At 73.9% G+C, this 13,060-nt stretch carries 10 protein-coding genes; 7 read left to right on the top strand and 3 right to left on the bottom strand.

Features of this window, described 5'->3' with window-relative positions; translation table 11 throughout:
• Both AC1DQC_RS15930 and AC1DQC_RS15925 read left to right on the top strand, forming a co-directional pair.
• On the top strand, positions 1–1,266 hold a 1,266-nt coding region (locus tag AC1DQC_RS15930; protein ID WP_477052219.1), incomplete at its 5' end, for a glycoside hydrolase family 26 protein.
• On the top strand, positions 1,266–2,669 hold the full coding sequence (locus tag AC1DQC_RS15925) for a UDP-glucose dehydrogenase family protein (protein WP_477052218.1): 1,404 nt from the start codon (positions 1,266–1,268) through the stop codon (positions 2,667–2,669). The genes AC1DQC_RS15930 and AC1DQC_RS15925, both read left to right, overlap by 1 nt.
• 53 nt (positions 2,670–2,722) lie before the next feature.
• Here AC1DQC_RS15925 and pgm read toward each other — a convergent pair whose 3' ends face one another.
• On the bottom strand, positions 2,723–4,396 hold the full coding sequence (gene pgm / locus AC1DQC_RS15920) for a phosphoglucomutase (alpha-D-glucose-1,6-bisphosphate-dependent) (protein ID WP_477052217.1): 1,674 nt from the start codon (positions 4,394–4,396) through the stop codon (positions 2,723–2,725).
• An 83-nt stretch (positions 4,397–4,479) separates the two neighbouring features.
• On the opposite strand from pgm, the gene AC1DQC_RS15915 reads away from it, so the two are divergent.
• On the top strand, positions 4,480–5,304 hold the full coding sequence (locus AC1DQC_RS15915; RefSeq protein ID WP_477052216.1) for a DUF5926 family protein: 825 nt from the start codon (positions 4,480–4,482) through the stop codon (positions 5,302–5,304).
• Between the two features lie 67 nt (positions 5,305–5,371).
• Positions 5,372–6,283 carry a glycosyltransferase family 2 protein gene (locus AC1DQC_RS15910; RefSeq protein ID WP_477052220.1) on the top strand — a complete coding sequence of 304 codons (912 nt, stop codon included), beginning with the start codon at positions 5,372–5,374 and terminating at the stop codon, positions 6,281–6,283.
• On the opposite strand, the gene AC1DQC_RS15905 is transcribed toward AC1DQC_RS15910, so the two are convergent.
• Entirely contained in the window at positions 6,246–8,561 is a 2,316-nt protein-coding gene (locus AC1DQC_RS15905; protein WP_477052215.1) for a hypothetical protein, read from the bottom strand. The two genes, AC1DQC_RS15910 and AC1DQC_RS15905, sit on opposite strands and share 38 nt — an antisense overlap.
• A 90-nt stretch (positions 8,562–8,651) precedes the next feature.
• Between AC1DQC_RS15905 and pheA the strand changes: the two genes are divergently transcribed.
• The gene (gene pheA, locus AC1DQC_RS15900) at positions 8,652–9,602 is read left to right on the top strand and encodes a prephenate dehydratase (protein ID WP_477052214.1); all 951 of its coding nucleotides are present in this window, start codon (positions 8,652–8,654) and stop codon (positions 9,600–9,602) included.
• Positions 9,603–9,605: 3 nt separating this feature from the next.
• On the opposite strand, the gene AC1DQC_RS15895 is transcribed toward pheA, so the two are convergent.
• On the bottom strand, positions 9,606–10,754 hold the full coding sequence (locus AC1DQC_RS15895) for a diacylglycerol/lipid kinase family protein (RefSeq protein ID WP_477052213.1): 1,149 nt from the start codon (positions 10,752–10,754) through the stop codon (positions 9,606–9,608).
• 191 nt (positions 10,755–10,945) lie between these two features.
• Between AC1DQC_RS15895 and serS the strand changes: the two genes are divergently transcribed.
• Together serS and AC1DQC_RS15885 are read left to right on the top strand one after the other, a co-directional pair.
• Entirely contained in the window at positions 10,946–12,211 is a 1,266-nt protein-coding gene (serS, locus tag AC1DQC_RS15890) for a serine--tRNA ligase (protein WP_477052212.1), read from the top strand.
• Positions 12,208–13,005 carry an HAD family hydrolase gene (locus AC1DQC_RS15885; RefSeq protein WP_477052211.1) on the top strand — a complete coding sequence of 266 codons (798 nt, stop codon included), beginning with the start codon at positions 12,208–12,210 and terminating at the stop codon, positions 13,003–13,005. Before serS ends, AC1DQC_RS15885 begins: the two co-directional genes overlap by 4 nt.
• Positions 13,006–13,060: the final 55 nt, after the last annotated feature.

Genomic DNA, 13,060 nt, shown 5'->3' with positions numbered 1-13,060 from the left:
GCCGAGGCAGCCACGGCCCGGGCCAACGCGAGGGCGGCGGCCGCCCCGGCCGCCAAGCCGGCCGCGGTCGTCGCCAAGCCGACCGCGCCCCCGCTGTCGGAGCTCATGGCCCCCACCAAGCGTCAGTTCGGCCTGTACACCGCGCAGTCGCCGTTCAACTGGGCGGAGTTCGACAACGTCAGCTCGACCGTCGGCGTGAAGCCGACGATCTCGGGCTACTTCCAGGGCTGGGACGGGCCCTTCCGGCCCGACGCGGTGACGCGGTCCTGGCAGAAGGGCATGCTCCCGCTGCTCACCTGGGAGTCGCGCCCGCTGAAGGCGGCGAACGACCAGGCCGTGGACCCGAACTACTCGCTGCCCAAGATCATCGCCGGGCAGTACGACGACTACCTGCACCAGTACGCCAAGGACGTGGTCAGCCTGGGTCTGCCGATGGCCATCCGCCTGGACCACGAGATGAACGGCAGCTGGTACCCGTGGGGCGAGCGGGCGTGGGGCGGCAACTCGCTCAACGGCAACGGCAAGGGCGACTTCGTGAGGATGTGGCGTCACGTGCACGACATCTTCGAGGCCGAGGGCGCCAACCAGTACGTCATCTGGGTGTGGGCGCCGAACATCGTCAACTCGCTGCCGGACTGGGCCAAGAACTCGTCCTGGTACATGCGGTCCCTGTACCCGGGCGACGACTACGTCGACTGGGTTGGCCTGTCCGGCTACTACCGCCCGCCGTTCAAGGCGGACCAGACGCCGACGTTCTCGTACACGTACGACAGGTCGCTGAACCAGCTGCGGTCGATCACGAGGAAGCCGATCCTCCTCGCGGAGATCGGTGCCACGGAGGTGGGCGGGCAGAAGCCGGCCTGGGTCGCCGACCTCTTCACGGCGCTGGCCAAGCCGGAGAACGCCGACGTCCTCGGGTTCGCGTGGTTCAACCACACGGTCACCACGATCTCCGGGGGCCAGCGCGTCACCAACGACTGGCGGATCACGTCCCGGCGCGACTCGCAGCAGGCGTTCATCGACGGGATCACCAACCCGGCGGCGGGTTTCGTCGACGGGCCTCCCGTCACGACGCTCGCGGCACCGGAGGCGGTGGCGCCACCGCCCCCTGCGACTCCGGCACCGACGCCGCCGCCCACCCCSACCCCGACCCCGACGCCAACGCCGGAGACGACCCCGACGCCGGAGACCACCCCTTCCCCGACCCCGACACCGACACCGACACCGGAGCCCACCCCGAGCCCGACGACCACCCAGGAGCCGTGATGAAGACACCACGCGTGGACGACCTCCGTCCCATCGACACCACCGAGAGCCGTCGCCCCTTCGAGCCCGGCGGCCCCGTTCCGAGGATCGCCGTCCTCGGCACGGGCTACCTCGGCGCCACCCACGCGGTGGCCATGGCCCAGCTGGGCATGGAGGTGGTCGGCGTCGACACCGACCCGCACAAGGTCGAGATGCTCGCGGCCGGGAAGGTGCCGTTCTACGAGCCGGGGCTGCCCGAGCTCCTGTCCGAGCAGATGGCAACGGGCCGGCTCCGGTTCACCACCGACGTGGCCGAGGCGGTCGGCTGGGCGGACGTGCACTTCGTGTGCGTCGGCACGCCGCAGTCGAAGACCAGCCACGCCGCCGACCTCCGCTACGTGGAAGCGGCGACGACGGCCATCGCGCGGCACCTGACGCACGACGGGCTCATCGTCGGCAAGTCCACGGTGCCCGTCGGCACGGGTGCCCGGCTCCGGGCGCTGGTGGCGCGCGAGGCACCCTCCGGCGTGCGGGCGGAGCTGGTGTGGAACCCGGAGTTCCTCCGCGAGGGCAAGGCCGTGGCCGACACGCTGCACCCCGACCGCATCGTCCTGGGCGGCGCGTCGGCCGAGGCGGAGGCGCTGCTGCGCACGGTGTACTCGGGACCCATCGCGGAGGGGTCGCCCGTGGTCGTCTGCGACCTCCCGACCGCGGAGCTGGTCAAGGTCAGCGCCAACGCGTTCCTGGCGACGAAGATCTCGTTCATCAACGCGATCTCCGGGGTGTGCGAGGCGGCCGGGGCCGACGTCACGGTGCTGGCCGACGCCCTCGGGCACGACGCCCGCATCGGCCGCCAGTTCCTCGACGCCGGTCTCGGGTTCGGCGGCGGGTGCCTGCCCAAGGACATCCGGGCGCTCATGTTCCGCGCCAACGAGCTCGGGGCCGGGCGCGCGGCCGGGCTGCTCCAGCAGGTGGACGAGATCAACATGGGCCAGCGCGAACGCGTGATCGACCTCGCCGTGCAGGCGTGCGGCGGCTCGGTGCTCAATCGGCGGGTGGGCGTGCTCGGTGCCGCGTTCAAGCCGCACACCGACGACGTCCGGGACTCCCCGGCGCTGAACGTGGCGGCGGCCCTGCACCTGCGCGGCGCGCAGGTCACGGTCTACGACCCGCAGGCAGGCGACACCGCGCGCTCGATGTTCCCGACCCTCGGCTACGCGACCAGCGTGGACGAGGCCGTCGAGGGCACCGACGTGATCCTGGTGCTGACCGAGTGGGACGAGTTCCTCGACGCCGATCCCGCGCACCTGGCCACGATCGCGCACCAGCCGGCCGTCATCGACGCCCGTGGCAGGCTGGACGCCGGCCGCTGGCGCGCGGCGGGGTGGACGTTCACGGGCCTGGGCCGGGCGGCCGCGGCGTAGGCCGGACGCACCGACGGCCCCGGGGAGCGGATCCCCGGGGCCGTCGTGGTCGGCTACCCGCCGAGCGCCGCGGAGACCACGTCCTTCGCCTCGGCCTGCACCTGCGCGAGGTGCTCGGCGGACACGAACGACTCGGCGTAGATCTTGTACACGTCCTCGGTGCCGGACGGCCGGGCGGCGAACCACGCGTTCTGCGTGGTGACCTTGAGCCCGCCGATCGCGGCGTTGTTGCCGGGCGCGTTGGTCAGCTTGGCGGTGATGGTCTCGCCGGCCAGCGACGTGGCGGTGACCTGGTCGGGCGTGAGCTTCGAGAGCGTCGCCTTCTCCTCGCGGGAGGCCGCCGCGTCGACTCGCGCGTACCAGGACTCGCCGAACTCGGCGACGAGGTCGCGGTGGTGCGCCGACGGCGACTTTCCGGTGGTCGCCAGGATCTCCGAGGCGAGGAGCGCGGGCAGGATGCCGTCCTTGTCGGTGGTCCACACCGTGCCGTCCTTGCGCAGGAACGACGCCCCGGCGGACTCCTCGCCGCCGAACCCGACCGACCCGTCCACCAGGCCCGGGACGAACCACTTGAACCCCACGGGCACCTCGAGCAGCGTGCGCCCGAGCTTGGCGGCCACGCGGTCGATGAGGCTGGACGAGACCAGGGTCTTGCCGATGGCGGTCCCGGCCGGCCAGCCCTCCCGCGCCCCGCCGTACAGGTAGGCGATGGCCACGGCGAGGTAGTGGTTCGGGTTCATGAGGCCGTCGGGGGTGACGATGCCGTGCCGGTCGGCGTCGGCGTCGTTGCCGGTCGCGATGTCGAAGGGCGCGGGGTCGCCGGCCATGCGACTGACCAGCGACGCCATCGCGTACGGAGACGAGCAGTCCATCCGGATCTTGCCGTCCCAGTCGAGCGTCATGAACGCCCAGCGCGGGTCGACCGTCGGGTTCACCACCGTGAGGTCGAGCCCGTAGTACTCACCGATCTCGCCCCAGTACTCGACGGACGCGCCACCGAGCGGGTCGGCGCCGATGCGCACGCCGGCAGCGCGGATCGCCTCGACGTCGATGACGTTGACCAGGTCCGCGACGTACGACGACAGGTAGTCGTGCTTGCGCGTGGTGTCGGCGGCCAGCGCGGCCTCGGCGCTCAGCCGCGGGACGTTCTTCCAGCCTGACGCCAGGATCTCGTTGGCCCGGTCGGCGATCCACCCCGTGGCCTCGGACCCCGCGGGGCCGCCGTGCGGCGGGTTGTACTTGAAACCGCCGTCGCGCGGGGGGTTGTGCGACGGGGTCACGACGATGCCGTCGGCCAGCCCGGGGCCCTGCGTGCGCACGCCTTCGGAGCTGCCCGCGCCGTTGTGCCGCAGGATCGCGTGCGACACCCCGGGCGTCGGTGTCCAGGAGTCGCGCGCGTCGACGTGGACCTCGACCCCGGCGGCGGCGAGCACCTCGAGCGCGGACCGCCACGCCGGGTCGGACAGCGCGTGGGTGTCGCGGCCGATGAACAGGGGCCCGTCCGTGCCCTGGTCCCGGCGGTACTCGACGATCGCGGCGGTGATGGCGACGATGTGCGCCTCGTTGAACGCGGTGTCCAGGGCCGACCCGCGGTGGCCGCTGGTGCCGAACACCACGCGCTGCGCGGGGTCGTCGAGGTCGGGTTGGCGGTCGTAGTACGCGCTGGTCAGGGCGTCGAGGTCGACGAGGTCGGACGGCTGGGCGGGTGTTCCGGCGCGCGGGTCCATGTCGCGATCCTCCCCTAACGCCCGGTGTCCCGCGACCCCCCGACCGGCTGGTCGGGCCCGGCGGGCCGGGTAGCCTTTCCCGCATGGCCAAGAACTCGTCCGACTTCGTGCTGCGCCCGTTCGAGGGGCTCCCCGGCGAGCCCGACTGGGTGGCGCTCAAGGAGCTGGTCCCGGCGGCGACCGCGACCGCTCGGACCACGAAGGAGCACGGCGCGCGCGAGGTCCTGGTGACCACCGTGCTGCCGACCAGCTGGCCCGCGCTGCACCGCGCCGACGGCGTGATCCTGCTGGCGCTGCAGACCACCAGCAGCTCCAACGACGTGAGCCGCGACCTCGCGCACGCGCTGCTGGAGGCGCTCGAGGTCGAGGCCGGCACCGCAGTCGAGACCATCGGCCTCCCGGAGCCCGGCCCGCGCCTGCAGGACGTGCTTGACCTGTCCGTGCCGTTCGACGTGACCGTGCAGGACTCGTTCGCGTACTGGCTCGCCCCCGACACGGAGCGCACCCCCGACCTGCAGGCCGCGATCGAGGAGGCCGACGGCGGCATCATCGACACGGTCAAGCTCGAGTCCGCCGACGCGGCGTACTGGTGCCGGATGGGCGCCCGCGAGTTCCTGCGCTGGGCGCAGCCGCACGAGGAGCAGGTCGTCCTCGACGGTCTCGCCCGCCTGCACGCCAAGCGCGAGTCCGGGTTCGAGGGCGCGAAGTTCGTCGGCTACTTCCGCTCCGCGGGGCTCGTCGTCCCGGTGTGGGAGCTGGCGAAGGGGTCGGAGGCCGAGGACATCGAGAAGCCCGTCGCCGACTTCCTGCCCCGCTTCACGGCGGCGCTGGAGGACTCGTCGCCGCTGGACGCGAACGAGCGCCGGGCGCGCGCGGGCCTGGTCGCCCGCCAGGTCACGCTGCGCTGACGGGGTCGTCCACAGACCGGTGTTCCCGCGGGCGCTGCTCGCGGCGATGGATAGGGTGGCGGACGTGATGCGCAAGGGCCGACGGGCCGCCGACCAGCCGGCGGGGACGTCCGTGCCGACCCCCGACGACGTCACCCCGTCCGAGGTCGTCGACGCCCGGCCCACCGTGGCCGACGTCCGCAAGGCGGCGGTCGACGAGCGCAAGGCCGCGGCGCACAAGGCCCGGCAGCGCGTCGCCGTGATCATCCCCGCCAAGGACGAGTCTCGACGCATCGCGGCCACGGTCCGGTCGGCCCGCGCGATCCCGCACGTGGATCTCGTGCTGGTGGTCGACGACGGCTCCGAGGACAACACTCAGCACGTCGCGCGCGAGGCCGGCGCAGTCGTGGTCCGGCACTCGCACAACCGCGGCAAGGCCGCCGCCATGGAGACGGGCGCGGCCGTGGTCGCCATGCGCGACGCCCCGGACCGGCAGCCGCGCATCCTGCTGTTCATCGACGGCGACCTGGGCGAGACGGCGGTGAACACCGCGCCGCTCGTGCCGCCCGTGTTCGAGGGCCACGCCGACCTGGCGATCGCCCTGATCCCGCCGCAGCCCGGGGCGGGCGGGCGGGGCATCGTCGTCGGAGCGGCCCGTCGGGCCATCGCGTCGATGACCGGCTGGACGCCGACCCAGCCGCTGTCGGGCATGCGCTGCCTGACTCGTGCCGCCTTCGAGGCGGCGACGCCCCTGGCGCACGGGTGGGGCGTCGAGACGGGCATGACCATCGACCTGCTGCGCCGCGGCTTCCGCGTGGTCGAGATCCCGTGCGACCTCAAGCACCGGCCATCGGGGTCGGACCTCAAGGGTCAGATGCACCGCGCCGCCCAGTACCGGGACGTGCAGCTCGCGGTCAATGCGCGTCGCGTGCGCCGCGCGGCGGGTGCCGTGAAGCGGACCGTCACACCGGCGCAGAAGCCTCCGCAGACTCACCGGTAGCCGACGGGGCGTCCTCCTCGAGCTCGCCCCCGGGTGCGCCGAGGCGCCACTGCGCGGCCGCGGCGACCAGGCAGGGCACCGCGACCGCGATGCCCGTGGCCGGCACGACGATGCCGGAGTCGTTCATGAGGAACCCGACGGTCAGCGCCGCCGCGATCGCGGCCACCGCGGGACGCAGGAGCGGGACCGCGCGCTGCAGCCCGGCCATCGAGCTGCCCGTGCCCATGAGCGCACCGCGGCGTGGCCGGCCGCCGGCGATCACCAGCCACGTCAGCAGGACGCCGCCGACGGCCAGCACGAGGTAGCGCCACGAGGTGAGGACGCGGAGGTTCACCGCGATCTTGCGCCCCACGACGTCCCACAGCCCGCCGTCGAGCACCGTGGCGAAGAACCGGCCGAGGTGGGTGCGGTCGGCGGGCGGGCGCAGCCAGTCCAGCACGGCGAAGCCGCCGACGACCACGACCCCCACCAGCGCGATGAGCCCGATCCACTTCCAGCTGACCTTGCGCCCGCTCACCACGATCGTCAGCATCGCGAACGCCAGGATCAGTGCCGGGGGGCCGCCGAAGTCGCTGCCCAGCCCCGGCGTGCCGTCGACGACCACCAGCAGCAGCCCGAGACCCGCGACCGCGGCCGTGGCGAGCCCCCGGCGCCCGCGCCGCAGGAGCGGGTCCGCGATCGCGACCGCGAGCAGCAGCCCCGCGGCCGTGAGCAGCGCGAACGCCTGGTTGCTCATGCCGTAGAACCGGGCCGCGAGGATGCGGTGCGCGCCCATGGGCGAGTCGATGACCAGGGTCGAGCCGGTGCAGGCGTCGACCACGAGGACGAGGACGGTCACGCCGGCGACGACGCCCGTCGGGCCGAGCAGGTTGCGCCGCCACGGCCCGACCAGGGCCGCGACCGTGATGACCGCGATCCACCCGAGCAGCACCCACCAGAACGTGGTCACGGGCATGTCGGAGCGCCACCAGGGAACCGTGTTGGTGAGGAACGACGCGACGGGCGCGGCCGCGAGCGCCAGCGCCGCCACCCGGAGCACCCGCAGGGCGGGCCGCAGGGGCGGCCGGTCCGAGCGGCCCTTGCGCGTCAGCACGATGGCGGCGGCGATGAACAGCACGGCCTGGACCAGCACCAGGCGCGTCGAGTAGGCGCCGGCCACGCGCGTGATCATGGTGGCGTGCCGCTGCACGTCGAGCAGCCGGTCCACGCGCGCGGTCGCGGCGGCGGTCGACGGCCCGGGCAGGATCTCCGCCCCGCTCAGCGCCGCGGCGCTGTCGTCGAGCCCGATGCCGGCGAGCAGGGTCGGGGTGACGTCGACGGTCTGGATGAGGCCGGCCTGCCGGGTGGATCCCGACGTCAGCAGGCTCTCGGCGTACTGGGCGCCGTTGGGCGCGCGCCCGGTCGCGGCGGCCAGCTGCAGCGCGGTCCGGCCCGAGTCGGCGAGGGAGACGACGAGCACCGTCGCGCCGGAGCGCTGCGCGCCGGCGATCGCGGCGCCGATCCGGTCGTCGATGGCCTGCGCCTGCAGGGCGCGCGCGGGCTCGATGATCGCGTCGGGCGTCGACACCTCGGGGGTCACCGGCTCGTCGACGTCGTCGCCGGGGGCGGTCTCGGTGGGCTGCGGGGTGCTCGGTCGGGCGGTCGTGGCGTACCCGGGGTCGCGCAGCGAGCCGGCGTCGAGGACGACCAGCTGCGAGGTGCCCAGGGCGTCCCGCACCGCGCGCGTGATCCCGGAGCCGGAGGTGGGCAGGTCGAGGTAGGTGCCGACGGGGACGCCCTGCTCGTCGGCGAGCGCGATCGCCGCGCCGGGCCCGATGCCGGTCGCCGTCGAGCCCGCGTCCGCCAGCATGTTGCCCAGGAGCCCCGGGGTCGCGCCGTAGGACTCGGCGTCCGCCGCGGCGACGTAGTCGTCCCAGCCCGGCACGGTGCCGTCCTCGCCGGGACCGCGCAGGGTCCGGCACGTGCCGTCGTCGGCGCGCACGTCGGCCGCTCGGGTGCCGGTGGAGACCGCCAGCCAGCCGTCGGCCGGGCAGGAGCGCGACGCCACGCTGCGGGCGGCGACCAGGCCGACCGAGCCCTCGCGCGACAGGCTCCAGAGCGCCGGCGTCGTCAGCGTGGTGACGTCGTCCCACCGGACCCCGGTCACCCCGACCAGGAGCACGGGGGGTTCGTCGGCCGCCCGCGCCGGCGTCGCCAGGAGCAGGCCCGCCACGCCCAGCAGGAGGGTGAGCGCCACGCCGCGGAGCAGGGACGCGCGCGGGCGGGCAGGGGTCAGCACCGTTCCAGCCTACGGGCGCACTACCCTCGACCCCGGCGGCGCTGCGGGGTATCCGTGCAGCGTGCACATCATCTGCACGGGAGGGACGCCATGTCGAAGGGGCTGCCGCGGTACGCCTACCTGGGCCCGTCTGGCACGTTCACCGAGGCCGCCCTGCGCCAGGTGGTGCCCGTCGGCGAGTGCGTCGACCTGCCCGTCTCCGACGTCGCGTCGGCGATCGAGGCGGTCCGCACGGGCGAGGCCGACTTCGCGGTGGTCGCCATCGAGAGCACGGTGGAGGGCGGCGTGACCGCGACGCTGGACAGCCTGGCGGGAGGCGACCCGCTGGTGATCCTGCGCGAGATGCTCGTGCCGGTGCAGTTCACGCTCGCGGCCTCGGCGGGCGTGCGGCTCGAGGACGTCCGGCGCATCTCGGCGCACCCCCACGCGTGGGTGCAGTGCCGGCGCTGGCTCGCGCACCACCTGCCGACCGTCGTGCACGTGCCCGCCACCTCCAACACGGCGCCCGCGGCGCTGCTGGCGGAGCGGCCCGCGGGAGACCTGGGCTTCGACGCGGCGCTCGTGCCGCCCGCGGCCGTCGAGTCCTACGGGCTGGTGCCGCTCGCGCACGACGTCGCGGACAACGCCGCCGCGCAGACCCGGTTCGTCGTGGTCGGCCACCCTGGCGACGTGCCGCCGCCCACCGGCGCGGACAAGACCACCCTGGTGGTGCACCTGCCCGACAACGAGGCCGGCGCGCTGCTCGCCATGCTCGAGCAGTTCGCCGTGCGCGGCGTGAACCTGTCCCGCATCGAGTCGCGGCCCATCGGCGACGCCCTCGGCCGCTACTCGTTCTCCCTCGACGCGGAGGGCCACATCACCGACGAGCGGGTGGGCGAGGCCGTCATGGGACTGCACCGGCGCTGCCCGTACGTGCGGTTCCTCGGCTCCTACCCGCGCGCCGACGCGGTCGAGCCGACCGTGCACGTGGGGACGGCCGACACGGACTTCGTCGGTGCCCGCGCGTGGCTGCAGGCGGTCCGGGGCGGCTCGGCGACCTGACGGTCAGACCGGCACCCGCACCACGAGCGCGGCGGGGTCGACGCGCGCGGAGAGCTCGGTGACGCGGCCGACGATGTCGCCGTCCACCTGCACGTGCTCGCCACCCTGCACGACGACCCGCACCTCCTGCGCGCGGGTGTGGTCGATGCGGCCGATCTTGGCCGGCAGGTCGTTGCGCATCCCGGCGCCCTGCAGCACCACCTCGCCGAAGAGCTGTGCCCAGCCGGCGACCCCGCCGCGGGTGTCGATCGCCGCGACGTCCAGCCAGCCGTCGTCGAGCACCGCGTCGGGGAGCAGGGTGATCCCGCCCGGCAGCTTCCCGCAGTTGCCGATGAGCAGGCTGCGCAGCCGGGTGGTCGTCATCGCCTGGTCGTCGAGCCGGACGTGCATGCGCGTGCGGCGGCCGTGCAGGTGCCGCATGCCCGACACGAAGTAGGCGATCCAGCCGACGCGGCGCTTGAGCTGCTCGTCGGTGTCGGCCACCATCGCGGCGTCGAAGCCCAGGCCGGCGATGACCAGGAAGATGTGGTCGCGGGGCAGGTCGGGCAGCTGGTCGGCCGCCTCGGCGACGGGGTCGTCGACGTCCGACTCCCACCGGAGCACGCGCAGCCAGCCGACGTCGATGGTCCGGTCGCGGCCCTCGAGGGCGACCTGCATGGCGGCCAGCGGGTCGCTCAGCGGCAGGTCGAGGTTGCGGGCCAGCAGGTTGCCCGTGCCCAGCGGCACGAGGCCCATGGGCACCCCGGTGCCGACGAGCGCCTCGGCGACGGCCCGGACCGTGCCGTCCCCGCCGATGGCCACGACGACGTCCGCACCCGCGGCGACGGCGGCCCGCGTCTGCCCGACGCCCGGGTCCTCGACCGTGGTCTCGTACCAGAGCGGCTCGGCGTACCCCTGGGCCTGCCGGTTGCGCAGGATCGCCGCCTTGAGGGCCGGCACGTCCGACTTGGAGGGGTTGGCGACGAAGGCCACCACCTGCCCGGCCTCCTGGACGTCCCGCGCCAGGCGCAGCGCCCGTGCGCTGGTCCCCGCGCGCGGGGACTCGATCCGGCGGCGCAGCTCGCGCTGGCGCATCCACAGCAGCAGCACGAGCAGGAGCGCCGCGAGCGCCGCGATGCCCGCCGCGACGGCGACCCACGCCTCCCACGTCATGCGGAGAATCTACGGCCCCGCCCGTCGCGCCCGTCGCGCCCCCGACGTCCGCCCGGCCGGGAGAACGGCACTTTCCCGCGAGAACGGCACTGTGAGGTGCCGTTCTCGCGGCGAAGTGCCGTTCTCGAGGCGGGACGCGGGGCGGTGGATGCGCGTGCCGGGCGTTCCGGGTGGGTCGGTAGGGTTCTCGGGTGATCGATCTGCGGCTCCTGCGGGAGGATCCCGACCTCGTCCGGACGAGCCAGGTGGCGCGGGGGGACGACCCCCACCTCGTCGACCAGGTTCTCGACGCCGACGCGCGGCGGCGCTCCGCGCTGACGGAGTACGAGACCGTGCGGGCCGAGCAGAAGTCCCTGGGCAAGCAGGTCGCCCAGGCGCAGGGCGACGCGAAGCAGGCGCTGCTCACGCGCACCAAGCACCTGGCCGAGCAGGTGAAGGCCCTCCAGGCCGACGCCTCCGCGGCGGAGGCGCACGCGACCGAGCTGAGCCGGCGCATCTCGAACATCGTCGAGGACGGCGTGCCGGCCGGAGGCGAGGACGACTACGTCGTGCTCAAGCACGTCGGCGAGGCCCGCGACTTCGACTTCCCGGTGCGCGACCACCTCGAGCTGGGCGAGGGCCTCGCGGCCATCGACACCGAGCGCGGCGCCAAGGTCTCGGGCGCGCGGTTCTACTACCTCACGGGCATCGGTGCGCGCCTCGAGCTCGCGCTGCTCAACGCGGCCGTGGACAAGGCCCTGTCGGCCGGCTTCACGCCCGTCATCACGCCGACCCTGGTCAAGCCCGAGATCATGGCCGGCACCGGGTTCCTCGGCGCCCACGCCGACGAGGTCTACCACCTGCCGGCCGACGACCTGTACCTCGTCGGCACCAGCGAGGTCGCGCTCGCGGGCTACCACTCGGGCGAGATCCTCGACCTGTCGAAGGGCCCCAAGCGGTACGCCGGCTGGTCGGCCTGCTACCGGCGCGAGGCCGGCTCGTACGGCAAGGACACCCGCGGGATCATCCGTGTGCACCAGTTCCACAAGGTCGAGGCGTTCAGCTACACGACGATCGAGGACGCCTACGACGAGCACCGCCGCATCCTCGGCTGGGAGGAGGAGATGCTGGCCCTCGCCGAGCTGCCGTACCGCGTGATCGACACCGCGGCGGGCGACCTGGGCTCGAGCGCCGCCCGGAAGTTCGACTGCGAGGCGTGGCTGCCCAGCCAGCAGCGGTACCTCGAGCTCACCTCGACCTCGAACTGCACGACGTTCCAGGCCCGCCGCCTCGGCGTCCGCGAGCGCACCGCCGACGGGTCGATGCGCCCGGTGGCCACGCTCAACGGCACGCTGGCGACGACCCGCTGGATCGTCGCGATCCTGGAGAACCACCAGCAGGCCGACGGGTCGGTGCGGGTGCCGGAGGGGCTGCGGCCGTACCTCGGGGGCCTCGAGGTGCTGGAGCCCGTGCGATGACCCGCTGCCGCCTCGTCGCCCTCGACGTCGACGGGACGCTCATGTCCTACGACGGCACGATCTCCGACGAGGTGCGCGAGGCGGTCCGTGCGGTCCGCGACTCCGGGCTGCACGTGGTGCTCGCGACCGGCCGCGGGGTGCACTCGGCGGCGCCGGTGGCCGCCGACCTCGGGCTGACCGAGGGCTGGCTCGTCTGCTCCAACGGTGCGGTCACCGCGCGGCTCGACCCGACCATGGACGTCGGCTACGAGATTGCCCGCGTGGTCACCTTCGACCCGGGCCCGGCCCTGCGGGCGATCGCGCTCGAGCTGCCGGACGCCCTGTACGCCGTCGAGGACCTGGGCCTGGGCTTCCGCGTCTCGGCCGACTTCCCCGACGGTGAGCTCGCCGGCGACCTCGAGGTGGTGTCCTGGGAGGATCTGACGTCGACCCCGGCCACCCGCGTGGTCATCCGGAGCCCCGACAGCACGCCCGAGATGTTCCACGAGCTGGTCGAGCGGGTCGGCCTGCACGAGGTCGAGTACGCCGTCGGCTGGTCTGCCTGGCTCGACCTCACGCCCGGCGGCATCTCCAAGGCCAGCGCGCTCGAGGAGGTGCGCCAGCACCTGGGCGTGCAGCCCCACGCGACCGTGGCGATCGGGGACGGCGGCAACGACGTCCAGATGCTGCGCTGGGCGGCCCGTGGGGTCGCGATGGGCCACGCCCCCGAGGCGGTGCGCGCGGCTGCCGACGAGGTCACGGGCGGGATCGAGGACGACGGCGCCCTGCCGGTCCTGCGCAGCCTGCTCGTGTGAGGAAAGGCACGCTCTGCCGATCTCGTCGGTCCGGCGCATGATTCCGGGCCATCTC

Source organism: Cellulomonas sp. P4_H12, from assembly GCF_056400905.1.
This window is presented reverse-complemented; position numbering and strand designations above follow the sequence as displayed.